Raw genomic sequence first — 24602 nt, 5'->3', positions numbered from 1 at the left:
GCTTTGGCGTAGCCCTGTCTCCGCAGGGGGAGTCTGCCTTCATGGAACAAATTATAGCCAATGGGCTGTATCTTGGTGCGCAATATGCACTGATCGCGTTAGGTTTGACGCTGATCTTCGCTCTGATGAACGTCCTCAATTTCGCGCACGGCCAGATGTATGTGCTCGGCGGATTCGTCACTTACACGATCTATGGCCAGCTTGGATTACCATTTGTCGTGGCATTGCTCGCTTCAGCAGTCACATTGATGATTGTGGGCGCGTTGATTGAGAAGCTGTTGTTCAGACCCGTTATTAAACGAAGTCTGCGAGATGAAAGTACGATGCTGCTTGCAGCGGCGGTCGCGTTCTTTCTTGATGCAATTATCCTTCTACTCTTTGGCGAAAAGCAGCGTGGCGTACCGAAAATCATAAACGGTGTCTTCGTTTCTGATTGGCTGATAATGCCTTATGACCGCATGTTGATCGGCGCGCTCGCCGTCATCTTCATCGCAGCTTTCGTTCTCTTTATGCAATTCACGAAACCCGGTCGCGCCATGCGCGCGCTCGCTCAAGACCGCGTAGCTGCGCAGTTGATGGGTGTGAATGTTGACCGTTACTCCATGATCGGCTTCGCAATGGGGGCTATGCTGGCAGGCCTGGTCGGTGGTCTGTTGGTCGCCATTACCGGTGTTAATTCAGGCATTGGTGGAGCAATTTCCATCAAGGCTTTCATGATGGTGATGATTGGTGGCGCAGGTGTCGTCAGCGGTGCAATTGCCGGTGGCTTCATCCTTGGCATGTTGGAGTCGGTCGGCCTCACCGTGCTGCGCCCTTACGGTGATATCACCTATCTCGTCATCTTTGCCGGACTGATGGTCTTCCTCAGTCTTCGCCCGAATGGGCTTATGGGCAAACCTTGGGGTTGATGGGGGCAATCATGACAAAGACAACAAAAATTCTCGGTGTCGTTGCCTTTCTCGCACTCGTGCTAATTGGCATTCCGCTGCTCATCGAAGTGACCGGACGTAGCGACCTCTATTATACCCTGACCTCGGTAGCTCTGTTATCTATCGTCAGCGGTGGTGTGTGGCTTACCTTCTACATTGGCCGCATCAATATCGGTCAGGGTGCCTATGCACTGATGGGGGGCTATGTCTCGGCCATTCTTATGGTCAAATACGGCATTTCTTTCTGGCTGACACTACCATTGGCCGGTCTGTTCTGCGCCTTCGCCAGCATCCTTATCGGCATTCCGATCCTGCGACTGCGCGGCGTTTACTTCGCCATGGTCACTCTGGTGCTCACAGAAGTTGCGCGTCTGCTGGCGATGGCCCTGCCAATCACCAATGGTGCGAAAGGCATGGTAAGCATTCCGATGCCCGGTGGCATATCCATATTCGGTCTGACCATTTTGCCCGATTTCGCAACGCTACAGAACCCGCGTGCAGCTTTCTATTATGTGTCGGTTGTATTGATGGTGCTGTGCTTTGCCGGACTTTATCGGCTTATTCATTCGCGTATTGGCGGGCTTTGCCAGTCGCTGCAACAGAATGAAGAACTCGCCTCCTCCATTGGCGTCAACATCACCTATCTGCGCGTACTGGCCTACGCCATTTCCTCTTTCCTTGGCGGTCTTGGGGGCGCGATGTTTGTGGCAATCTCGCAGTCAATCTATCCGTCAAGCTTCACCGTCACGGACTCCGTTAACTTCATGCTCAACTGCTTCCTTGGCGGCCTTGGCTATGTTTTCGGTCCCATCATCGGCACGTTTGTTCTCTATTTCGGTTGGGATTTCCTGTTCCAGACCGGAAAGTTCCAGCTCCTTATCTTCTCAAGCCTGTTGATCATTCTGATGCTGTTCCTGCCTAACGGCCTGCTCAGCCTTCGACTGACTGGCAAGAAAGGATCGAGATCATGAGTGCACTTCTAGAAATTAAAGGGCTGACGAAGCGTTTTGGTGGACTTGTGGCGGTCAACGACGTTTCCTTCTCGGTCAAGGAAAAAGAAATTCTATCGGTGATCGGACCGAACGGTGCGGGAAAGTCGACCCTTTTCAAGCTGATCGCATCCTTTATCACACCGACGACTGGCGAAGTTCGCTTTAAAGGTGAACGTATATCGGGGCTTGCTCCGCATATTGTTGCCCGTAAAGGCGTGGTTCGCACATTTCAGGAAACAACTATCTTCAAAGGCATGACGGTGCGTGACAATGTGATTGTCGCTCATCATTTGCGCGCCAAAGCAAGTTTCCTCGGATGTTATGTCGGCACGGGGCTGGCTCGACAAGATCAGGAGGAGTTTGGCCGCTCTGCGGACGAAATTCTGGATTTTCTTGGACTTGGCAGTCAGCGCAATGAAGTTGCGCAGAACCTCCCACATGGCCATCTTCGCGCACTTGGCATTGCGATCGGACTGGCAACGGAGCCTAAAATCCTGCTGCTTGATGAACCTTTTGCGGGCATGAACCACGACGAAACCGTCAAGGCGGTGGAAATGGTGCGCGCGGTGCGAGACCGTGGCGTTACCGTTCTTCTCGTTGAGCACGATATGCCAGCCGTCATGAATATCTCCGACCGGATCGTTGTCATCAATTTCGGTCAGAAGATTGCGGAAGGCACGCCCAAGGAGATTCAGGAGAACGAGAAAGTCATCGAGGCCTATCTTGGCGCAGAAGATGAAACGATTGGATACTGATCATGACAGAGCTTCTGAAAGTTACTGATGCTGAACTCTATTATGATCACGTCTATGCCCTCAAAGGCGTTTCGCTAACGGTCAACCAAGGTGAAACAGTCGCCCTAATTGGTGCGAACGGTGCTGGAAAATCCTCAATTCTGCGAGCGATTACAGGGCTGAACAAACTGCGCAAAGGCGAGATTTATTTCGAAGGACGTCGTCTTGATGGCACCCGTTCGGATACGATTGTTGAAATGGGTATCGCTATGGTTCCGGAGGGACGCCGTGTCTTTCCTTATATGAGCGTACGCGACAATCTCTTGATGGGGGCTTTTACGCGATCCGGTGAGGCGGAAATTGCCAACACGCTGGAAATGGTGATGGGCCGCTTCCCTCGTCTTAAAGAACGCTACTCGCAAGCAGCTGGCACTATGAGTGGCGGTGAACAGCAGATGCTCGTCATCGGGCGCGCGCTGATGGCAAAACCTAAGTTGTTGCTTCTTGATGAACCATCACTGGGCGTCGCACCTAAGCTGGTGCAGGACATCGCTCGTTCAATCGTGGCCATCAATCGTGATGAAAAAGTGAGTGTTCTGCTCGTAGAGCAAAACTCGCGCATGGCGCTTCGTATCTCACAGCGGGCTTATGCGCTCACCACCGGCAAGATTGTGCTCTCGGGTAATTCAGAAGAGCTTATCTCAGACGAGCGCGTGAAGAAACTCTATCTGGGGGGCGAAATCTAATTCGCGACACAAGATCAGCAGCCGTGTCGTGGGGGCATGCACGGCTGCTCGAATTCGGCTTAGAGGCAATGCTGTGCCTAAAGCATTTTCGGAAATCAAGATCAAGATTTCCTTTTAAAATAACAACTTGAAGCGTGGAGCGGAATTTATAATCGCTGTGCGCTTCAAGCCATCAACAACGATAAAAAAAGATGGTTTGAGGAAATGGACATACTTGTCGTCAACCCGAATACGACCGCTTCCATGACGCGGAAGATCGGCGAAGCTGCGCGCAGCGTAGCAATGGCCGATACGAATATCATAGCCGTCAATCCCAAGGACGGCCCACCCAGCATAGAAGGTTACTTCGACGAGGTATTTGCAATTCCTGGCTTGATCGGAGAAATGCAGAAGCATTCGTCGGCTGATGCTTGCATCATAGCTTGTTTCGACGATACGGGATTAGATGCTGCACGTTGTGCCAGCACAATGCCTGTGATTGGCATTGGTGAGGCTGCGTTCCACACGGCGAGCCTGATTTCAGGCAAGTTCAGTGTAGTGACCACCCTCTCCCGCTCGGTGCCTGCAATCGAGCATAATCTGGTTCGTTATGGCTTGGCGACGCGTTGCACTCGTGTAAGAGCCAGCGATGTTGCTGTTCTGGAATTGGAAGTTCCCGGCTCTGATGCGAGAAAGCGAATTTCTGAAGAGATAGCGCGTGCAATTCGGGATGATCATGCTGAAGCAATTGTGTTGGGCTGTGCGGGCATGGCCGATCTCGCTGCGTCCTTATCGCAAGAACATGGTTTGCCGGTGATTGATGGCGTGACGGCTGCAGTCAAGCTCTGTGAAGGGCTGGTAAGCTTAGGTTTGAAGACATCCAAACGAGGCGGATACCTTCCGCCACGGACGAAGGCTTTTGAAGGAATATTTGAACCATATTCACCAGGCCGGTGAATTGCGCATAAAGACGGAGCGGTTCCAGTGACTGAGGGTTGGCGGGAGCCGCTTTGTCTAACCTATCGATCCCATGTTGTAGATCAAATTGCCGAATTTGTTGACAATTATTGAGGTGAGTTCGATATGTACGTGAGAAGCTCTGCGTGTTCGTAGAGTTTCCAGCGAACTGAATAACCTGGCAACCGGACACAAATGAATTTTTTTGGCTCTAACGCACCAGACACAACTGATAACGGCAATAGCAATGGGGGCGCGCGCTGGCACTCCGTTTATCAAGGCCTGCGTGACGCAATAGTTGGCCATCAGTTACTACCCGGCACCAAACTGCCGGAAGATGAGCTGGCAACGATATATTCTGTCAGCCGTGCAGTCGTGCGATCAGCCCTACAGGCGCTCTCGCATGATCGACTTGCGCGCCTTGAACCCAATCGCGGCGCATTTGTTGCAGAACCCTCGCGGGAAGAAGCGCGAGAAGTGTTTGAGGCTCGGACACTGATTGAGCCCGAAGTCGCAGCACTTGCAGCCAAGGTGGCAACGGCAGAGGATATTGCCAAGCTTCGCAAACATCTGGATGATGAACACGCGGCGCTTCATGCTGGCCGCGACAGCGATGCAATCAGGCTTTCGGCACGCTTTCACCTTGATCTTGCAGAGATTGCGGGACATTCCATTCTGGCGGGTTTCGTTGCAGAGCTGTTGCCGCGCTCATCGCTTATCATTGCGCTTTATTGGCAGCGCCGGGAAACGACCTGTGAAAGCCATGCGCATAATGCGCTTGTTGACGCTATTGAGCAGCATAAAGTTGAAGAAGCTGAATCCCTGATGAAGACGCATATTCTGGACCTACTTGCCGGCCTCAATCTTGATCGCATGGAAAAAGAGCAAAAGCGCCTCTCCGATATTCTCCGTTAAATAAAAAGGCTGATCTTTGATCAGCTTTTTTATCAGACTTAAAGCATTTGCCGCAAAATCGCGAAGCAGTTTTGCATAAGGATAATGCGTAAAAACAAATAGTTAGAGCAGATTCAACGAACAAGCTTTGCTCTAACGCGGAAAACGTTGATTTTCCTCCAGAACATTCAGATCCATATGATTGCGCATATAGCGTTCTGATGCCTTCTGTAATGGTTGATAATCCCATGGATAGTAAGCACCGTTGCGGAGTGCTGGATAAACCACATGGCGGCGCGCCTGGCTTGCCCGTATCTGGCTATCATAAAGTTCAAGGTCCCAGCGTTGCGCGGCTTGGCCCGAAAGTCGCTCTAGTGTTTCTTTATGTTCAGGCGAAGCAGCCAGATTTTTTAGTTCATCCGGATCATTGACAAGGTTGAACAATTGCGGCGGGTCAAATCGGCAAAGATTCAACTTCCACTCGCCTTCCCGCAAAGAAACCATCGGCGCGATGGTGCCCTCAGCGGCATATTCCATAGGCACTGCGCCACGCGGCTGCACACCTGAAGCAACATCGATAAGCGATACACCGTCCGTCCACGGCATGATACCTTTAAGGTCTATACCCGCGAGATCAGAAAGCGTTGGCAGCACATCAAGCGTGGAGACGGCTTCTCCTACCAATCCCGGCGTTAACTGGGGTGCGGCAATCATCAGCGGTACGCGTGCAGAGCCTTCAAAGAAGTTCATCTTGAACCACAGACCACGTTCCCCTAGCATATCGCCATGATCGGAAGTGAATACGATCAGTGTGTTCTCGCTCATACCGCACCGCTCAAGCACATCAAGCAGATTGCCAATCTTGTCATCGACATAGGAGATATTGGCAAAATATGCCTGCCGAGCGGCTCTTATCTGCTCGCTAGTAATATCATAGTCTTCGGCCTTACAGGCGCGCAGCAGACGCTCGCTGTGTGGGTCGATTTCGCATTCCGGCAAAGGCCCAATTTTCGGATCAAGCTCTGGAATATTTGCATAAAGATCATGGAAACGTTTGCGGGCGACATAGGGGTCATGCGGATGTGTAAAGCTCACGGTCAAACACCAGGGGCGTTCATCATGACCACGCGCAAGATCGTAGAGCTTGGCTTCTGCCTGATAGGCGACTTCATCGTCATACTCGAGCTGATTGGTGATTTCTGCCGTTCCAGCACCGGTGATCGAGCCAAGATTATGATACCACCAGTCAATACGTTCGCCCGGCTTGCGATAATCAGGTGTCCAGCCAAAATCGGCAGGATAAATGTCTGTCGTCAGGCGCTGTTCAAAGCCGTGCAACTGATCCGGGCCGACAAAATGCATTTTGCCTGATAGGGCCGTCTGATAACCCGCATTGCGCAAATGGTGCGCATAGGTCGGAATTTCGGACGAAAACTCCGCTGCATTGTCATAGACGCCGGTTCGGGAAGGCAGTTGTCCCGACATGAACGATGCGCGTGCCGGAGCGCATAACGGGCTTGCTGTGTAGCAATTTGCAAAACGCACAGAGCGCTCGGCTAGTTTGCGTAAGTTCGGCGTGTGCAGAAACTCCGCGGGGCCATCAGGAAAGAAGGTTCCGTTCAGCTGATCAACCATCAGAACGAGGATATTCGGCTTTTTCATTTGGCTGTGACCATAAATTAAAAGAAATCAACGCAGAGCGGCGGACGCTGAAAACGCCCGCCGAAAAAGAATGCTTAGAGCATTTCCAACAAAAGTGAGTGAGCCTTCTGCGTTGGATAATGCGTAAAAGCAAACCGATAGAGCGGCTCCAACAATTCAGTCTTAACTGGAACTGCTCTAGCGGATTTTACAGGCCAAGTTTTGCCTTTACCGCTGCCGCTCCTGGTTCGCCTTTGAAGGTGGTGACACCCTCGAGCCACTTATCGATATGTTCCGGATTAGCCTTCAGCCATGCGGTAGCCGCCGCTGGACCTTCGGTCCCTTCATTCAGGATCTTGTCCATCACCTCATTTTCAATATCGACAGTGAAAACGAGCTTCTTGAAAAAGTTCGCTGCATTCGGGCATTCGCCCGCCCAGCCAGTGCGCGACAGCGTATAAACTTCGGCGCCGCCATAGTTCGGGCCGAAATAATCATCACCACCAGACAGATATTCAATATTGAGCTTGGTGTTCATCGGATGCGGCGCCCAAGCCAGGAAGACCACCCATTGCTTGTCCCGGTTTCTACGATCAACCTGCGCAAGCATAGCCTGTTCGCTCGATTCTACGATCTTCCAGCCATCGAGCTTGAACTTCTTGTCTTCGATGATTTTCTGAATGTTCTGATTGGCCGGGGCGCCCGGCTCAATGCCATAAATTTCTTTACCAAATTTGTCGGCGTGAGCCGCGAGATCTGCAAAGTCCTTCACGCCGTCTTTGGCGACATAATCTGGTACAGCCAGAGTAAATTTTGCGCCTTCAAGGTTCTTGACCAGTACTTCAGCAGCCTTGGCGCTATCGAGGTCATCGCGGAACTTCTGTTGCGCTGGCATCCAGTTGCCAAGGAACACATCGGTGTTGCCAGTTTTAAGGGCCTCATAACCAATGGGCACCGACATCGTTTTCACGTCGGCCTTATAGCCCAGACCGTCGAGCAGTACGCTGGCGATGGAATTTGTTGAGGTAATATCTGTCCAACCCGGATCAGAGAGACGAATAGTTTCGCACTTTGCAGAATCTGCTGCAGAAGCCACGCCCGTAAGCCCCGTGAACGCTGCCAGTGCAAGTGTCGTCAGTTTGAGATAGCGCATTCATTTTCCCCTGTTTGGCTCTGACGAAATCCGATCCATAAAATCAAATTTCGTTATGTCTTGCATTCTGCCTTTAAGGAAAACATCTTTAAGGATAAGGGAAAAGACATTCATTTTTTATTGGAGACATAAAGGATATTTATGGTTTCTTCATCTTGGGATCTTGGCAGTCTTGGCGTTTTTGAAGCGGTCGGGCGTTTGGAAAATCTGACCCTTGCGGCGCGCGAACTGGGCATGACTCAACCAGCGGTCAGCTATCAAATAAAACGAATGGAAGACCGGCTGGGCGTTTCACTATTCGCAAGACGCGCACGTGGCGTAGAAATATTGCCCGAGGGGCGCATACTTTATGAGGCAGTGCGTCTTGGCCTTGATGGAATCGAAGAGGCCATTCAGCAAATCAGACGCAGACAACGGACACCGGGGCTTCGGATAGCCACGGATTATGGCTTTGCCGCCTTCTGGTTGATGCCGCGTGTCGCAAAATTCCGTCCGAAATATCCAGAGGTGGATGTTCGCATCACAGCATCATCCATGTTGCAGCCGCTTGATCACAGAGAGGCAGATATCGCCATTCTGTTTGGTTCACGGGAGGACTTTCCAAAAGACGCGATTGCTTTTGTGGGAGAGTCCGTTGTGCCGGTCTGTTCCCCCGGCTTTCTCGATCAGCACGGGCCGTTTCCGAATGGAAAGGGGTTAAGATCAACAGCACTTTTGCATCTCGATACCTTGCAGGGTGATCGTTGGTTTACGTGGCAGACCTGGCTTGATGCGATTGACGAGGAAATTGACGACGGTAATTATGGGTTGGTGTTCAACACCTATAATCTGGTGCTAGAGGCGGCAATTGCTGAACAAGGGGTAGCCCTTGGGTGGGCCGGACTGATCGACGGAGCGATTAAACGGGGGCAGCTTGTTCCTGCTTGTGATGTGACCCTCGAGAGTACGAAAGGCTATTGGCTGGTATTCAATCCCGATATTTCGGACGCCAGCAAGGCATTGTGCATGGAACTGCTTGAATCTGAGCCAAATCTATAAAAACTTGAATGCAAGGCCTGAGATCAACGCTTTGACATAGCGTTGCTTCTGAAAGTTACCATTGAGCGATATGCGCTTTATAGCCGTTGGCTTTAAAGCGTCTGATTGCTGCAAAACTGCTGGCTGAGTCGTAACAGCTGCCACAAAGCCAGCCTTGGCTGTCATTTCTATTTCTCGTTGGCCGACCGCCGAGCACCAACCGTAAGGGTATGAGAATGATTTGGGTCGATAGCCGACACAGTCCTCAATTGCAGCGGTTGATCCATCTATTTCGTGGGCAAGACGTTCTTCATTCACACGTCGAAGGTTAACATGCGCGATCGTGTGTCCGCCAATGTGAACGAGCGGATCGTTCGCCAACGATTTTAGCTGTGCACGGTCCATAACCAGGTTTTCGACAATTATATGCGGATCAATGTTGCATTGCGTGGTTGCAAGTTCGTCAACACGCCGAACAGCCTCATCTTCATCAAAAAAACGAACAAATGCAGCTAATCTGTCAAACGCTGCATATTTTTGCGCTACCGTTTCGGTGCGTATTGTCTCCAGCCCTTTACCAAAATCGAACCTGATCTGCGGATTATTTCTCAATAGCACTTCTGTCGTTTCCCACCAGATTGTATGGGTACGATCGACAAAGCCCATTGTCGGAAAAACTGTATAGGGAATACCAAACTTAAGGAAAATCGGGGCTGCAATCTCTGCATTGTTTCGATAACCATCGTCGAATGTGAAGGCCACAAATTTTTGATCATCGAAGCGGTCTGTGAGGAGTCCAGGCAAATCATGCAGATGAACGGGCGTTAGGCCAGCTTCAAGCACAGTTTGAATTGTCTCTGTAAGAAACTCAGGTGTAACCGTCAGAATGGAATTGGGCTGAAATCCATCAGTCTGGTTTGGGCCAACATGATGCAGTGTGAAGACCACGCCGCGTCCACCAGCAGCCGGAAAAATTTTACCCAGACCCGAAAAGGCAATTGCGTTCAAGCCGGCCCGGATAGCTCCATATCGCATGTTTAGCCTGAAAGATTGCAAACACACCATGTTCGAAAACGCTCCCCCGCGCACTGACATACGTCAAGACTACAAGAATGCAAGATCAGTGTTGGATGCTTGTGCATCTTTGAACTCTCGTTGCAGCCATTCCATAAACACGCGCACGCGTGGCGAAAGCTGACGCTCTCGTCTGTAAAGCAGCGAAACAGGCGTCGGCTTTGGAGGGAAATCCGTAAGCACTTCAATGAGTTCTCCGGATTCCATTAGCTTTGTAACATGATAGATCGGAACTTGGATCAGGCCTAACCCTAGGCGCGCAGCCGAAACATAACTTTCGGCGGCATTGACTGATATCGGCGCAGGCAAACTGATCTCAACGACCCTACCCGCGACTGCAAACTCTAAAGGCAGCAAACCACCGGTCGATGTTGAGTGAAATCCAACCATCTGATGACCGTGTATCAAACTGTCAGGATGCCTGGGCATCCCATGGCGTTCCAGATAGGCTGGAGAAGCCAGCGTGATCTCTTTTAGCAAGGCAACGCGGCGAACAATCATGTCGCTATCCTGCAGTATGCCGGCTCTCAACACACAATCCATGCCTTCACGGACGAGATCGACGAAACGGTCGCCTTCACTCATGTAGATCTCAATTTCGGGGTAGGTTTCGAAGAAGCGTGGCAAGGCCGGTAGAAGAAAATGGCGGGCAAGCGTGCCATGCACATCAATGCGCAATATTCCTTTCGGCTTGGTTCCTGCAAAGGCGCCTTCCGCGTCTTCCAATTCTTCGATAATAGAAATGCAGCGCCGATAATAAGCTTCACCGTCAAGTGTTGGGCTTACATGACGGGTCGTGCGCTGAAGCAGACAGACACCAAGACGCTTTTCCAGCTGCTTGATCGCATCCGTTACAGTCGATCTTGGCAGCCCCAAATCTTCCGCAGCAAGTGTAAAACTGCGTCGTTCTGTAACCCGGGTAAAAACCCGCATGGCATCAAATCGGTCCATAATATTATTCGCCATATTCGGATAGTGATGCCGAACTATGCATGATTATCCGGCATTATAGAAGCGCTATGTTTTGTCTCGAACGTGGAGCGTTCATTTTTGCCAATCGACGCTCAAACATTTATTTTCAACGCGCATCTCTCTTTGAGATGCGTTCCAAAAGGAAGTTAAGCTAATGCCTGCAAACAATGACAAGGTTGCAATCGTTACGGGTGCATCACGTGGCATAGGTGCTGCTATCGCACGCCGAATGGCAAAAGATGATTTCACTATTATCGTCAATTATGCAGGTAGCAAAAAAGCAGCCGAAGAATTGGTGGCTGAGATTATCCACTCCGGGGGCCACGCGGTTGCGCATCAGGCAGATGTCAGCGATCCGGCAGCCGTTAAGCACATGTTTGAAAGCGCTGAATCCACCTTTGGTGGCGTTGATGTGCTGGTCAACAATGCTGGAATTATGAAGCTTGCTTCTGTGAAGGATGGTGACGATTCAGTTATCGAAAGCCAGATTGCGATCAATCTCAAAGGCAGCATCTATACAATGCGGGAAGCGGCCCAGCGCCTGCGTGATGGTGGACGTATTGTCAATTTCTCGACAAGCGTGGTGGGTCTGAAGCTTGAAAATTATGGTGTCTATGCTGCAACGAAAGCTGCCGTTGAAACACTGACAGCAATTCTCGCAAAAGAACTGCGCGGTCGCGGCATCACTGTCAATGCGGTCGCTCCCGGGCCAACAGCAACAGATTTGTTCTTGAACGGCAAATCCGACGACCTTATCGAGCGGTTGGCAAAAATGAACCCGTTGGAAAGGCTCGGAACTCCTGAAGATATCGCTGCAGCAGTCGCGTTTCTGGTGGGGGAAGACGGACGTTGGATTAACGGTCAGGTTCTACGTGCAAATGGCGGAATGATCTGACTTCCATTAGGTAAAGAGCGAGGATTTCCCTTGCTCTTTACTCTGGTTCAAGCTTTGCCCGTCGTGGCATTCCAAAGCGGCTCTGCAATTTTGGCCATGAAAATCACAATCAGCGAACCAAGCACAAAACCGAACACACCATCTGCAAAGGCTGTTGCAAACCAGTTTACGGTGCTGGCGAGGCCTGTTGAAACATAGGCTGCCAGGTCGGCGGCAGTTTCCGTAATCCACGCAAAAGGCTGATGAACGCCCAATCCGTGCAACCCATGGATAAATATATTGCCCCCAACCCAGAGCATTGCAGCTGTGCCAATGATTGTAAGCACTAACAGCAGCTTGGGAACCGCGCGAACTGTAAAACGTCCTAATGCCCGTGTAGCCGAAAGACGACCCTTTCGCGCCATTAACACGCCGAAATCATCAAGCTTTACGATAACTGCTACAACGCCATAGACCAGAACGGTAATCATGATGCCAACGACTATAAGTGTGGCAAGCTCGATCCAGATTGAGTTGGTTTCAATCATCGAAAGAGCCAGCGTCATGATTTCAGCGGAAAGAATGAGATCGGTTTTAATGGCGCCAGCGACGCGCTTTTCTTCAAGCGCAGTTGGGTCTTTATCCTCTTGAGAGCCATCTTCATGTTGGTCTTCACCAGGAAACAATTTATGCCAGACCTTTTCGGCACCTTCGAAACACAAATAGGCACCGCCAATCATCAAAAGCGCGGTAATTGCTATTGGTAGAAAATAATCGAGTGCCAGAAGAACAGGAATAAGCAGAGCTTTATTTCTAAGGCTGCCCATTGCAATTTTGCCGATCATTGGCAATTCACGTGCAGCCGTTATGCCAACCACATAATTGGGTGTGACTGCAGCGTCATCAATCAATACACCGATGGTTTTGCTGCCCGCTTTTACGGCGTTGGCGGATATATCGTCCACTGATGCCGCAGCAATTTTTGCTATCGCTGCAACATCATCCAGGAGGGCAAGAAAGCCGCTCATATAGTCTCTCCGCTTCAAGCATTTCCAGCAAAAGTGGGAAGCGGTCCCAACGATCCAGTCCTAACTTGAATCGCGGTAACGCGCCATCATCTGAGCGCAGAACCTGTCATCATGTGACAGGGATAACGCTTCCAATAAATCTACATTGCAGACTTGCATATAATTCGGCAAGTCATACACAGCGCTCGTCTCAGGGTTTTCCAGTGGCTTAGCGTGTTTTAGTTTACGTACTCAAACGAAAAAAGGCGGCTAATGCCGCCTTTCATGCTTAGAAACTCTGATTGCTGTCGGCTTTACCGTGCAGCAAGGATACCCGCGATAAGACCGGTTGCAGCAGTGACCAGCAAATACTGGTTATCTACCTTTACCCAATGCTGGCCACGGCCTGGCTTGCGAAGACCATATCGCTTGTAATCGCGAATTTCCTGATGACGACGCCAGTCACTGTAGCGTTCACCACGCGACCAACGCTTGTGCCCCTGATCCCGGCGATCATAGCGCTGGAACTCCTTACCATGTGATGGACGAGCAGGCTCTACACGATTGTAACCGGGCTTACGTGGTTGATGGTAATCCTGAGCCTGTGCAAGAGGCGCACCAACAAACGAAAGAGCAATGGCGGCGAGAACGGCTTTCTTAATCATGGAACACTCCTTTTGTGTTGATACGAATGTATCGTCGCTGGAGTGAACGCGAGATGAATAAATTAGGATCCAAACATTAAATAAAATCAATGTGATTAGAATAGAATTGGGCGACATTTAAAGCGCGTGGCTTTCAATGTCGCCCTTGGAATGCGTGGCCTATACTACTCATACCAGAAACAGAGCGAGCGGTACGAGTATAAGAAATGCAGCTGCAACGCCTGTTTCAATCTTCGAATATAGCAACATGTTAGCCTCCATCATGGTTAATGACAGATGAACAACGCAACTGTAGCGATTTGGTTCAATCAGGCTTCGAGATAAGCGATAATTTTTATGAGATGCCCCGACGGGTTGGGTTTCAGAAACACCATCGGCAAAACCCAAACGATATTCCGCCCAAAAAAGGGTTATTGTTTAATGATCATAATCATTTACGGCCTAAATATTTGATAATAATGTTCAGAGGCTCGATGTTGAGCGGGTGGGTAATAATCATGAAAAGAATAAAAATTGCGGGCGCAGCATCGGCTGCCCTGTTTATGCTTGTCGGTGTAGCGAAAGCAGATGATCTGGTCTTTGACCTAAAGAATGGTACGAATTCTGTTCTGACGCATTTTTATACTTCTCCAGTTGGCGTCAACAACTGGGAAGGCGACGTTTTTGGACAACAGGTGCTCAATCCAGGCGAAACAATCGAAATTACAATCGCCGACGGTCGTCGCGTGTGCAAATACGACATGCGTTTTGAATTTCAGGAAAGTGACGATCTGGACACGACGACAGACACGCAGAACCTTTGTGAGCTCAGCACCTATACCATCGAGGAATAGAGCATGTCGCGCTCAAATGGATTCATCTAGCGTTCGCGAACATGTCGATAATTGAAGGAATCTAGAGCGAGCGCCATTGGTGCGATTGAGCGCGACACGCTCTAGGTTTAGTTTTGGGCGGGGAATAGCGGCTGGACCTGAAAGTCCAGCCGCTTTTTTTGATCTGTTTCAGATCCCTCTCCCCAGAGCTGCCACTGCACTGCGCATGGCTTTGGAAATAGCTGCGAATTTGAGCGCCTGCCAATAGCGATAATCATTGACCAAAGTGGCAGACAGCCAGCAATCGCCACGATTGCCGGTGCGTTCCCAGCCCATAAGGCCGGCGTCGCGTGCGCGGGCGAGAATCCGTGCCGTGTTGCTTTGTGACATTCGATATCGGTTGGATATGCCGTTTGATGTCACCTGCCCTATCCATATACGGTCGCCGGAAAGCTCCCAGGGTGCACGCGAAGCGACATCGTGCAGGATATTGTTTCCAGATTCCGCGCGCGTAAAATTTGCGATGCTCGCCACAGGCCTGCACCAGTCGCTGTTGTGCAAAACTTCGCGGGTCATAAGCGGCTGAGCATATCGTAACAATTCAGGCTTCGTCTGCATAAGTAGAGCGCGATTGCCGCCGTCCATCAAGTCCAATGCAGCAAGATGTGTCGTCAGCCACAAATGGATCAGTGCTTCCGTTTCCGGCTTCGCACGGAACAATTGCTGTCGGCGATCAGAGGTTGGAATTGCCTCGAGCAACTTATAGTGGCGAGTTTCCTGCAGAAATGCCAACGTCGTGTTTTTGCTGGCAATAGGTGTGCCTTTAAGAAAGTTAAGCAGGTTCGTCGGCGAGATAGGTGGATTATCCGGATTGGTTACGTGTTCGAAATGGACGGCAAACGTCGCTTGGCTGAGCAACCATTTCTGCATGTCGGAAAGATAACGTACTTCGCGCGGCAATCGAGCTGTGATTGCGAGAAGTTCTTTTGCGGCAGATGTAAGACAATCACCGAAGCGCGGGGAATAGCGCAACTCGGATGCTTCGAAAGCCTGAGGCAGAACGCTCAATTCTTGAATGGACAACGCGGCTTCCATGATTGTAACTGCATCCGAAATTTGCAGGTGGCTAAGTGCCAGATATTTTAGCTCAATCGTATACAGCTTTTGGAACCAGATTTAAGCAGGTCTTTTCGTCGCTTTGACAACTCTGCAAACCTTCAACTTGTCCAGAAAATATGCTTGCTTTGGTTCAGCATACACAAGGTACCGCATGACAGATATTCCAACCCCTGCAATTCATACCCGCAAGAAAAAAATCATTGTATTTGACACCGAGACGACGGGGTTATTGCCCTATGATCGAATTATCACGCTTGGCGCAGTGAAGATTGAAGGTGATGAGCTACTAAGCGAGTCGCTCTATTTGATTTTCGATCCCAGAAAAGACAGCTCATCGCAAGCCGGAGCGGTTCATGGCTTCGATAACTGGATGACACGCTATCAGGATCTGTTTGCTGATCGCGCAAGCTCATTACACCAATGGTTCAGCTGGGCAGACGAACTGGTCGCCCACAACGCTGAATTCGATATGCGTTATATTCAAAGAGAATTTCGCAAAGCGGATGTTGAGATGCTTACCCAGCCGGTTCGTTGCACAATGATGCGCGCCAGGCTCCTCTGGGGAGGCGAATCCGCCAAGCTGGACCATTGTCTTTCCAGAATTGGTTTGTCGCGCGTAGGAGCCCGCCACGGCGCTCTGGAGGATGCTTATTTGACGGCGGGGCTTTACTTGCATCAACAAGGATCAAGAACACCGTTGCCGCCAATAAATGCTTGGCAGGAACCAGAGAATATAAAGCCCTACCCAAGTCGTCCTTCGGGTCAGCTTCCTCGTCGAGCACCAAAGCGCAGGCAGGGAAGTGTGGACCTCTCCGAATGACCACGTTCCGACACCTGCATTTAATTCGACAAGGTATGGCCGCTAAGGCTCTATGGGCCGGGGGAGAACGAGTCGTATTCCTGTAGTTGTTTTGTGCGAGCTTCGATCACGCTCGCTCTACAGCCGGGATAATGAAGCACTTGGCCTTCCCTGCCCCAATCGCCATTTGCGTAGAAATTGCAGGACGATTCCTTATAGCTATTCCACAGCCGCTGCTCAGCCAGCAGGTCAGTTTTGGTTTGTCCGTCGGCCCGCCCATAAACTTTCTTCCACGCAGCATTCAGCTTATTATCAGCGCGCTTTAACCAGTCACCACCACACTGCCCCCAAGCAGTATTGGTTCCATCGGACTGCTTAATGCACTTGTCATAGACACTATCCGCAGCAACCGGCGAAACGGAAAAGGCGATAACAGCAGCAAGAATAGATCTTTTCATAGTGCCCACCCAGTTAATCTTAGTATTAATAATGTAGTTATGCATCCCCAAGTCAAGAGATAATAAAATTCCTGCCAGCTACTGAGCTGACAGGGCAATATTATAGATCGAATATTTTAAATATCTCTAATTGTGAGACTCCCGTTTTTTGGGAATGAAGTAGCGATTACCGCGGTCGCGATAGTGCCTCTCAGACCTATGATGACGCTCGCCTCTCCAGTCGCGGGACGGTCGATCGCGATGCCAGCGAGGCGGTGGCGGTGGTGCATTGCGACGCACACGTACACAGCGTCCACGACGGTCCGTTACACGGCCTGGTCCACAGCGATAATCGACTTTATGCGTCAACCCGGTCTGATTGGTCGGCTCTGGCATGGAAACAGGCGCTGCATTCGCGCCAAATGAAAACATAGCCATGGCAGCGGCCAGCGAAATCACAGAAAGCTTCATATCTTTCTCCATTCATGAGACTTGGCGATGTTGGATAGGATAGTCGAACAACAGGATACGATGTCATCACTTTGTATTTTCAACATGCCGATATCGTTGATGTTTTCGAAATTGGAACCTCATCAGCGCTTACGAAGAATAAGAAAATAAATTAGAATCACGGCGACCAATGGAACGCCAAACAGCCACATCACACCTGCGGTCAGCATATTTCTCTCCTGCTTACGTAGAGATATAACTGCGAGGATAGCAATCCGGTTCCACGCTTGATGAAACAAGCTGCGATTCTATAAAGTAAAATCTGTTTGAGATTGTTTTGTAGGCAAAGAAGCGAATCATTAGTTCGATCCATAGCCATCGATCAATGATCGCGAGCGTGTCTAATGTCCACTTATATATTCGAAAACGGAACTGATATGATTTTGAGCCTTACAGAGAAACTTAGTCTCTCCAAATACTTACAAAAAGTAAGTGGCTCCCCGGGCCGGATTCGAACCAGCGACCAACCGGTTAACAGCCGGTTGCTCTACCACTGAGCTACCGGGGAAGAGGTGCTCGTTGCGTCAGCGAGGTGGCGTATAGCAGGAGGATTTCTGATTTGCAAAGCCCTAATTTCGATTTTTTCCAACTTTTTGCATTCTGATCGTGAAACCCTATATTCTCTGGTACGTTTCTAGATACGAAGCGCCCCATTTTAACCTGTGAGAAATGTCGAGTGACCGAAGAATACGAACCCAAACCACGAAAACGCGCAATTGTGATTCTTGGAAAGCGAATCCCGATGCCGCAATCGGTCATGATGCGACGAACACTTGGTGGTTCACTCGTCGTCGGTGGAGCATTGGGATTCTTGCCGGTCCTCGGCTTTTGGATGTTGCCGCTCGGTTTAATCGTCTTATCTCACGACTCTCATCGCGTACGTCGCTTGCGACGCAGAAGCGAAGTTCACATCTGGCGCAAATGGCTAAAGCGCGGTTCGACGACGACGGCAGGTTAAGAGCGTCATTGCCAACGGTTAAATAACAGACGCTCTCCGTTTGTCCCGGTTCAGGGCGTGCGGTATCTTAGGTGTGAGCTCCGGCGCCTAATCTCACCAGGTGTAAGGCGTCTGTATTTCCGCAATGCTGTTGTGAGGTGGCTCTGGCTTGAGAAACTTAATCGTGCCGCGATGGTGCTGATTGGCATATCTGTTTCTCTCAGCCATCGCTCGGCCTCATCCAGCCGCAAGCTCATGAGATACTGATGTGGGGTTTGTCCGAAGCTTTCCCGGAAACGCGTTGCAAAGTGCCCCGCTGATATACCCAGTGCCGAAGCCATATCAGGTACTGACACTGGCTCACGGAACTTATCTTTCAAATAAGCTTCTATTTGACGAGCTGCATAGCTGCTGAGGCCGGCTGACGTCACCATTGAAGATTGAACGATCATCGCATTTCGCTGCAAAAGATGGACAAGAACAGAATAAAGGGAGGCAAGATAGTTTTGCTCTCCCCCTGCGGGTTCCATCAACTGCTCTATCACAAGCTGGCATACCTGCAGACACTGCTTACTAGCGAAATTAACAATCTCGGCCACCGTAGACACAGCATCTGTCCCGCTCTCTTTATCAATCTCGACCAAATTGGCAGCTATTGGGATAGTTAGCTGCAAATACTCCGCAGCTTCTGTCCACCAGATTTCCAGGGTTTGGTTGGCGGGAATAACGAAAGCTGTTCCAGCAGTAAAACTAGACACTCGTTCTTCACCACATCCAGGTTTCCACTTTAGATTGCGCACAGGCTCCAGCAAAATCACTGCGCAATTTTGATCCGAGGAATAAGTATGCTGGCCGAATTCAGTCATGCCATAGGTGAAGCGACTTACTACACAATCCACCATTCCGGGGTGCAGATTTGATCCTACTCGCCCTTTTGCACCAGACACAAGTTCATGTAAATTATTAATATTATCAGTATTTGAACGCATCCCTGTCCCCGTCTCAAAAAATCAATATGAGAATGAATTCTAGTGTATGCACGTCGTTAATCACGGAATTTACTTGTGCAGTTGATATAAAAATCGTCCGAAACGCCCTTAAGTCCGACGTACCCGCCATGCGCGAAGTTACACAATATTAATTTGAAATACAATTTATAGGTGCATTTCCTGGCAAATATTTGTGACCAACTAAATTCGGTTCTTTTGCAAATGATTTGCAAAAGCGCTTGTGAGTCGCCATTATCTAATTTATGCAATTGCAAATTATTAGCATTAAGGAGATGGGAATGATTCGACCTTTCATGCGGGCTTTCACCGCTGGCCTTGCCGGGAGTGTGTTGTTTTGTGCGGTATCTGGAGCTGCCTTGGCAGCTGAAAAATTCAAAGCTGTAACCACATTTACAGTGATTGCGGACATTGCACGCAATGTTGCAGGTGACGCGGCAACGGTTGAATCAATTACCAAGCCAGGCGCTGAAATTCATGAATACCAGCCAACGCCCGGCGATCTTATAAAAGCGCAAGATGCCAAGCTTATCCTGTGGAATGGTCTTGGGCTGGAGCTATGGTTCGAAAAATTCTTCTCACGCCTGAAAGACGTGCCGAGTGCCGTTGCGTCCGACGGGGTTGTGCCGATGGATATCAATGAAGGCCCATATAGTGGCAAACCCAATCCCCATGCGTGGATGTCCCCAACCTCGGCTCTCATCTATGTCGACAATATTCGTGATGCCTTTGTAAAATATGATCCGGAGAATGCGGAAACCTACAAGGCGAATGCTGAAAATTACAAAGCCCAGATTAAAGCTGCAATTGATCCGATCCATGCCGAGCTTGATTCAATTCCGGCAGACAAGCGCTGGCTGGTGACGAGTGAAGGCGCGTTCTCTTATCTCGCACGAGATTTCAACCTGAAGGAGCTGTACCTCTGGCCGATCAATGCTGATCAGCAAGGCACGCCACAGCAGGTTCGCAAGGTGATTGATGCCGTGCGCGAGAACAACATTACCGCTGTGTTCTCTGAAAGCACGGTTTCCGCCGCTCCAGCAGAGCAAGTTGCGCGTGAAACTGGGGCGAAATACGGCGGTGTCCTCTATGTTGATTCTCTTTCAGAAGCCGATGGCCCCGTGCCAACATACCTTGACCTGCTGAAAGTCACCTCGAGCACAATCGCAAAAGGCCTCAAACAATGAATGTCCCGATCAGTCATCACGCTGAAAATCTCGCCGCGCTTGAACAAAGCGCGGCTAAAGGTTTGAACGTGAAAGATGCGACTGTAACCTATCGCAACGGTCACACTGCCTTGCGCAATGCGACGTTCAATATCCCGACCGGAACGATTACAGCACTTGTGGGTGTGAACGGTTCGGGCAAGTCGACTTTGTTCAAAGCTATTATGGGCTTTGTGCGCCTCGCCAAAGGTGAAATCACAATCCTTGGCGTGCCGGTTAAAGAAGCGCTCAAGAAAAACCTTGTCGCTTATGTGCCACAAAGTGAAGAAGTTGACTGGAACTTCCCTGTTCTGGTCGAAGACGTCGTCATGATGGGGCGTTATGGCCATATGGGCATGATGCGAATTCCCCGTCGCGCTGATCACGAGGCGGTCGAGACCGCCTTGCGCCGTGTGAACATGCTCGAATATCGCAAGCGTCAGATCGGTGAACTCTCGGGCGGTCAAAAGAAGCGTGTGTTCCTTGCCCGCGCCCTTGCTCAGGATGGCCGCGTAATCCTACTCGATGAGCCATTCACTGGTGTGGACGTGAAGACGGAAGAAGCAATTGTCACACTTCTACGCGGACTCCGTGACGAAGGTCGCGTGATGTTGGTTTCAACACATAATCTAGGCAGTGTACCGGAATTCTGTGATCGAACGGTTCTGGTTAAAAATACCGTGCTCGCCTATGGCCCAACGGAAGAGATTTTCACGCAAGCCAATCTAGAAAAGACGTTTGGTGGCGTTCTGCGCCATCTGGTTTTAGACGAAGCAACCAAACAAAATCGCTCAGCTGTCGGCGTAATTACCGATGATGAGCGCCCTTTCGTTCTCTACGAGCAAAATGCAAAGGGACACGATTGATGGCTCTGCTGCTCGAACCGTTTCACTACGGCTACATGATAAATGCGATGTGGGTTTCTGCCCTTGTTGGTGGTGTTTGCGCGTTTCTTTCGGCCTATTTGATGCTTAAAGGCTGGTCACTCATCGGTGACGCCCTCTCCCACTCCATCGTTCCGGGCGTTGCGGGTGCCTATATGCTGGGCCTGCCCTTTTCCATCGGTGCATTCTTCTCCGGCGGGCTTGCGGCGGCGGCGATGCTGTTTCTCAATCAGCGCACCAAGCTCAAAGAAGATGCAATCATTGGGCTTATTTTCACAGCGTTTTTCGGCCTTGGTCTTTTCATGATTTCGCTGAGGCCAACCTCGATCAGCATCCAGACAATTGTGCTTGGCAATATTCTCGCCATCACCCCCGGCGACATCGTTCAATTAGCGATCATCGGCTTCGTGTCGCTCGCATTGCTTCTGTTGAAATGGAAAGACCTCATGGTGGTCTTTTTTGATGAAAGCCATGCGCGATCGATCGGCTTGAAGCCAACCGCACTCAAAATCATGTTCTTCACGCTGCTTTCGGCCTCAACGGTTGCAGCAATGCAGACGGTGGGCGCATTTCTTGTCATCTGCATGGTCGTGACACCAGGTGCGACGGCCTATCTTTTGACAGACCGTTTCTCACGGCTTTTATGGATTGCAGTCATTATCGGTGCGCTGACGAGCTTTATCGGTGCTTATGTCAGCTATTTCATGGACGGGGCCACTGGTGGGATTATCGTCGTATTGCAGACATTCGTTTTCCTCACTGTGTTCTTTCTCGCACCAAAACATGGAATGCTGGCGGCCAGAAGACGCGCCGCAAGCGCATTGCGGGAGGCGCAGTCATGAACTGGTTTGACATGCTTTTAATGCCATTTCAGTTCGATTTTATGGTCTATGCGCTGATCGCTTCGGTGCTGATTGCAGTACCAACCGCCCTGCTCTCATGCTTTCTGGTGCTTAAAGGCTGGTCACTGATGGGCGATGCTATCAGTCATGCTGTTCTGCCGGGCGTCGTTATTGCCTATATGGTGGGACTGCCCTTTGGCATCGGTGCTTTCGTCGCAGGCATGATTTGCGCTCTGGCAACCGGATTTCTCAAAGAAAACAGCCGGATCAAGCAAGACACAGTGATGGGCATTGTTTTCTCCGGTATGTTCGGGCTGGGTCTCGTGCTTTACGTATCGGTACGTGCAAATGTGCACCTCGATCACATTCTGTTCGGTGATATTCTGGGCATCAACACGGGCGATCTTATCGAGACAGCTATCATCGCTGCGGTGACAGCCGGCGTTCTCATCGTCAAATGGCGCGATTTTCTGCTTCATGCATTCGATCCGGCGCAAGCGCGTGCGGTCGGATTGCCGGTAAGGCTTCTGCATTATGGGCTTCTGTGTCTCATTTCGCTGACGATTGTCGGTGTTCTAAAAGCAGTCGGCATCATTCTTGCCATCTCTTTGCTCATCGCGCCCGGCGCAATCGCTTTTCTGCTCACCCGCAGGTTCAGCAGTATGATGATTGTCGCAGTCGTTGTTGCAGTCTTTTCATCATTCATGGGTGTCTATCTGTCTTTCTTTATCGACAGCGCCCCTGCTCCTACAATCGTTCTGCTGATGACCCTAATTTTCATTGTAGCGTTTCTGTTCTCCTCTTGGCGCACCGCCCGAACAGAAGCACGACATGATGCTGAAACGGCCTGAATGAATTACCTGTAGGCTGTCTTAAAGCGCGACGCATGTCTTTATCCCAAAACTGGTTTCTGTTTTTGGGAGACATGCCTAACGTATCGGAACAGCTTGCGTGCAGCGTGGACAGCTTTACAAAGCTGTCCACGTTTTGCACACCTGCGCAGCGCCAGTCATACGACTGTTATAAAACCTCGTTAGATAGCCATATCAACGGGCGGCAAATATATGCTGCTCACGATTTTCCGCTGCAATTCAATTTGTCGCTTGTCGAGGTAAATTAAAAATGCTTCAATCCAGATTGCACGGCTGTGCAGAAAAAATAATACCGGCCGTCGATCCTGGGGAGGATACGCAAATGCCTGCGTTTTTGGAGGTAGCGGATGCACGCGTCCGTTATGGCAATAATGAGATTCTTAAAGGTGTAGACCTTTCGGTCAAGAAAGGTGAATTCGTAGCGCTGCTTGGCTCGTCGGGATGTGGAAAGACAACCTTGCTGCGTGCGATTGCGGGCTTCAGCACGCCGAGCAATGGAGCGATCCGCGTCGGTGGTAAGGATGTCACTCGCCTTCCGCCAGACAAGCGCGGCATGGCTTTGGTTTTTCAATCCTATGCGCTCTGGCCACATATGACGGTGGCGCAGAATATCGGATACGGTCTGCGAATTCGTGGAACGTCAAAGGACAAAATTCGTCAAAAAGTTCAGGAAGTAGCGCGCCTTTTGGGGCTTGATGCTCTTCTCGATCGCAAGCCTGCCGCACTTTCAGGCGGTCAGCGCCAACGTGTTGCACTGGGCCGGGCACTGGCTATTGAACCTGATATTCTGCTGCTCGATGAACCGCTCTCTAATTTGGATGCGCGCATCCGCCTGTCGGTTCGTCATGAAATCAGCGCCTTGCAGCGTCGTCTGGGTATTACGGCGGTTCACGTGACCCATGACCGCGAAGAAGCAATGGTTATGGCAGATCGCATCGTGATCCTGAACAATGGTGAAGTGGCGCAAGCCGGGGCACCGGAAGAAGTCTATAATCATCCGGCTTCCGATTTTGTTGCCGCTTTCATGGGAGCCGAAAACCTCATTGAGCTGCCTGTTACAGTCAAAGCTGACCGTATCGAGATTGCTGCCGGACCACATAACAAGGCGAGTATAATTCCGGCAGGCCGCCGTAATTTGTCGGATGGAATAGCAACAGCACGTTTTCGCAGTGAAGCAGCAAAGCTCGCAGTGCCGGGATCGCCCAACTTCGCCACAACGCCTGAACTCATCCTGTCCGGAACGGTCGACCAAACCAGCTATCCTGGCGGTCTTTGGCGGCACATGGTGAGCGCAGGCGGCAGACACTTGCTGGTCGATTCAGCGGAAAGTCACCAGCCCGGTTCACAGGTAGAAATTCGCATTCCCGAACAGGCTTTATTTTTGTTCGACAAGTGATTTGATCGACCAAACTGTAGGCTCTTGAGCATTGCACAGGTGTGCACCACTCCAGGGGCTGACTCGAAAGGCGATCTTAGCAGTGTCAACTGCTCACCACAGGATTGCGGGCCGTCAACCGTCCGCAGCCGCACAAAATTCCCGATCA

The 24602-nt window shown here is 50.5% G+C and carries 26 protein-coding genes and 1 tRNA gene; 16 read left to right on the top strand and 11 right to left on the bottom strand.

The features are described 5' to 3' along the window. The first annotated feature begins 41 nt into the window (after positions 1-41). From QBD00_RS09005 to QBD00_RS08980, 6 genes are all read left to right on the top strand, one after another. On the top strand, positions 42-908 hold the full coding sequence (locus tag QBD00_RS09005) for a branched-chain amino acid ABC transporter permease (RefSeq protein WP_024896230.1): 867 nt from the start codon (positions 42-44) through the stop codon (positions 906-908). A gap of 11 nt (positions 909-919) precedes the next feature. Beyond that, complete coding sequence (locus QBD00_RS09000) at positions 920-1900, top strand: branched-chain amino acid ABC transporter permease (protein WP_318579245.1); 981 nt, start codon at positions 920-922, stop codon at positions 1898-1900. Beyond that, positions 1897-2676 (top strand): ABC transporter ATP-binding protein, encoded by a 780-nt coding sequence (locus tag QBD00_RS08995; RefSeq protein WP_191793243.1) that lies wholly within the window; start codon positions 1897-1899, stop codon positions 2674-2676. Before QBD00_RS09000 ends, QBD00_RS08995 begins: the two co-directional genes overlap by 4 nt. 2 nt (positions 2677-2678) lie before the next feature. Continuing rightward, a complete protein-coding gene (locus QBD00_RS08990; RefSeq protein ID WP_318579244.1) occupies positions 2679-3401 on the top strand; it encodes an ABC transporter ATP-binding protein in 723 nt (240 codons plus the stop codon). Positions 3402-3605: 204 nt separating this feature from the next. Next, complete coding sequence (locus QBD00_RS08985; RefSeq protein ID WP_095444380.1) at positions 3606-4337, top strand: aspartate/glutamate racemase family protein; 732 nt, start codon at positions 3606-3608, stop codon at positions 4335-4337. A 195-nt stretch (positions 4338-4532) separates the two neighbouring features. Further along, positions 4533-5252, top strand: coding sequence for a GntR family transcriptional regulator (locus QBD00_RS08980; RefSeq protein ID WP_151092246.1), 720 nt, complete (start codon positions 4533-4535; stop codon positions 5250-5252). A 132-nt stretch (positions 5253-5384) separates the two neighbouring features. Here QBD00_RS08980 and betC read toward each other — a convergent pair whose 3' ends face one another. Both betC and choX read right to left on the bottom strand, forming a co-directional pair. Further along, complete coding sequence (betC, locus tag QBD00_RS08975) at positions 5385-6893, bottom strand: choline-sulfatase (protein ID WP_318579243.1); 1509 nt, start codon at positions 6891-6893, stop codon at positions 5385-5387. Positions 6894-7080: 187 nt separating this feature from the next. Further along, a complete protein-coding gene (gene choX, locus QBD00_RS08970; protein WP_264230781.1) occupies positions 7081-8025 on the bottom strand; it encodes a choline ABC transporter substrate-binding protein in 945 nt (314 codons plus the stop codon). 141 nt (positions 8026-8166) lie between these two features. On the opposite strand from choX, the gene QBD00_RS08965 reads away from it, so the two are divergent. Continuing rightward, positions 8167-9063 carry a LysR substrate-binding domain-containing protein gene (locus QBD00_RS08965; protein WP_318579242.1) on the top strand — a complete coding sequence of 299 codons (897 nt, stop codon included), beginning with the start codon at positions 8167-8169 and terminating at the stop codon, positions 9061-9063. On the opposite strand, the gene QBD00_RS08960 is transcribed toward QBD00_RS08965, so the two are convergent. Further along, entirely contained in the window at positions 9058-9885 is an 828-nt protein-coding gene (locus QBD00_RS08960; RefSeq protein WP_318579241.1) for a polysaccharide deacetylase family protein, read from the bottom strand. The genes QBD00_RS08965 and QBD00_RS08960 overlap by 6 nt on opposite strands. 261 nt (positions 9886-10146) lie before the next feature. Continuing rightward, positions 10147-11067 carry a LysR family transcriptional regulator gene (locus QBD00_RS08955; protein WP_318579240.1) on the bottom strand — a complete coding sequence of 307 codons (921 nt, stop codon included), beginning with the start codon at positions 11065-11067 and terminating at the stop codon, positions 10147-10149. 175 nt (positions 11068-11242) lie between these two features. Here QBD00_RS08955 and QBD00_RS08950 point away from each other — a divergent pair, with 175 nt between their 5' ends. Then, the gene (locus QBD00_RS08950; RefSeq protein ID WP_318579239.1) at positions 11243-11983 is read left to right on the top strand and encodes an SDR family oxidoreductase; all 741 of its coding nucleotides are present in this window, start codon (positions 11243-11245) and stop codon (positions 11981-11983) included. Positions 11984-12030: 47 nt separating this feature from the next. On the opposite strand, the gene QBD00_RS08945 is transcribed toward QBD00_RS08950, so the two are convergent. Next, positions 12031-12990 carry a DUF808 domain-containing protein gene (locus QBD00_RS08945; RefSeq protein ID WP_318579238.1) on the bottom strand — a complete coding sequence of 320 codons (960 nt, stop codon included), beginning with the start codon at positions 12988-12990 and terminating at the stop codon, positions 12031-12033. 293 nt (positions 12991-13283) lie between these two features. Continuing rightward, positions 13284-13634 carry an RcnB family protein gene (locus tag QBD00_RS08940; RefSeq protein ID WP_151092224.1) on the bottom strand — a complete coding sequence of 117 codons (351 nt, stop codon included), beginning with the start codon at positions 13632-13634 and terminating at the stop codon, positions 13284-13286. 497 nt (positions 13635-14131) lie between these two features. Here QBD00_RS08940 and QBD00_RS08935 point away from each other — a divergent pair, with 497 nt between their 5' ends. Continuing rightward, positions 14132-14467, top strand: coding sequence for a hypothetical protein (locus QBD00_RS08935; RefSeq protein ID WP_151092220.1), 336 nt, complete (start codon positions 14132-14134; stop codon positions 14465-14467). Between the two features lie 168 nt (positions 14468-14635). Here QBD00_RS08935 and QBD00_RS08930 read toward each other — a convergent pair whose 3' ends face one another. Next, complete coding sequence (locus QBD00_RS08930; protein WP_318579237.1) at positions 14636-15529, bottom strand: hypothetical protein; 894 nt, start codon at positions 15527-15529, stop codon at positions 14636-14638. 187 nt (positions 15530-15716) lie between these two features. Between QBD00_RS08930 and QBD00_RS08925 the strand changes: the two genes are divergently transcribed. After that, positions 15717-16385 (top strand): exonuclease domain-containing protein, encoded by a 669-nt coding sequence (locus tag QBD00_RS08925; protein ID WP_318579236.1) that lies wholly within the window; start codon positions 15717-15719, stop codon positions 16383-16385. 50 nt (positions 16386-16435) lie between these two features. Here the strand turns inward: QBD00_RS08925 and QBD00_RS08920 are convergent, their stop codons facing one another. The 3 genes from QBD00_RS08920 to QBD00_RS08910 all read right to left on the bottom strand — a co-directional run bounded on the left by QBD00_RS08920 (position 16436) and on the right by QBD00_RS08910 (position 17819). After that, positions 16436-16822, bottom strand: a complete 387-nt coding sequence (locus tag QBD00_RS08920) for a lysozyme inhibitor LprI family protein (RefSeq protein ID WP_318579235.1) — start codon at positions 16820-16822, stop codon at positions 16436-16438. A gap of 126 nt (positions 16823-16948) precedes the next feature. Further along, positions 16949-17272, bottom strand: coding sequence for a hypothetical protein (locus tag QBD00_RS08915; protein ID WP_095444367.1), 324 nt, complete (start codon positions 17270-17272; stop codon positions 16949-16951). A gap of 472 nt (positions 17273-17744) precedes the next feature. After that, positions 17745-17819: transfer RNA gene (locus tag QBD00_RS08910), tRNA-Asn, on the bottom strand. A gap of 168 nt (positions 17820-17987) precedes the next feature. On the opposite strand from QBD00_RS08910, the gene QBD00_RS08905 reads away from it, so the two are divergent. After that, on the top strand, positions 17988-18269 hold the full coding sequence (locus QBD00_RS08905; protein ID WP_095444366.1) for a hypothetical protein: 282 nt from the start codon (positions 17988-17990) through the stop codon (positions 18267-18269). Between the two features lie 50 nt (positions 18270-18319). Here QBD00_RS08905 and QBD00_RS08900 read toward each other — a convergent pair whose 3' ends face one another. After that, the gene (locus tag QBD00_RS08900; RefSeq protein WP_318579234.1) at positions 18320-19237 is read right to left on the bottom strand and encodes an AraC family transcriptional regulator; all 918 of its coding nucleotides are present in this window, start codon (positions 19235-19237) and stop codon (positions 18320-18322) included. 299 nt (positions 19238-19536) lie between these two features. On the opposite strand from QBD00_RS08900, the gene QBD00_RS08895 reads away from it, so the two are divergent. The 5 genes from QBD00_RS08895 (at position 19537) to QBD00_RS08875 (ending at position 24454) form a co-directional block, all read left to right on the top strand. Beyond that, the gene (locus tag QBD00_RS08895) at positions 19537-20442 is read left to right on the top strand and encodes a metal ABC transporter substrate-binding protein (RefSeq protein ID WP_318579233.1); all 906 of its coding nucleotides are present in this window, start codon (positions 19537-19539) and stop codon (positions 20440-20442) included. Beyond that, positions 20439-21326, top strand: coding sequence for a manganese/iron ABC transporter ATP-binding protein (locus QBD00_RS08890; RefSeq protein ID WP_095444364.1), 888 nt, complete (start codon positions 20439-20441; stop codon positions 21324-21326). Before QBD00_RS08895 ends, QBD00_RS08890 begins: the two co-directional genes overlap by 4 nt. Continuing rightward, entirely contained in the window at positions 21326-22186 is an 861-nt protein-coding gene (locus QBD00_RS08885) for a metal ABC transporter permease (protein WP_412535003.1), read from the top strand. The genes QBD00_RS08890 and QBD00_RS08885 overlap by 1 nt, the downstream gene beginning before the upstream one ends. Next, positions 22183-23037, top strand: coding sequence for a metal ABC transporter permease (locus QBD00_RS08880; protein ID WP_318579231.1), 855 nt, complete (start codon positions 22183-22185; stop codon positions 23035-23037). Before QBD00_RS08885 ends, QBD00_RS08880 begins: the two co-directional genes overlap by 4 nt. Positions 23038-23380: 343 nt before the next feature. After that, a complete protein-coding gene (locus QBD00_RS08875; protein ID WP_318579230.1) occupies positions 23381-24454 on the top strand; it encodes an ABC transporter ATP-binding protein in 1074 nt (357 codons plus the stop codon). Positions 24455-24602: the final 148 nt, after the last annotated feature.

The sequence above is a fragment of the Ochrobactrum sp. AN78 genome (genome assembly GCF_029909885.1).
Taxonomy (GTDB): domain Bacteria; phylum Pseudomonadota; class Alphaproteobacteria; order Rhizobiales; family Rhizobiaceae; genus Brucella; species Brucella quorumnocens.
Note: the sequence above shows the minus strand (reverse complement) of the source record. Positions and strands in the feature narration are given on the sequence as shown.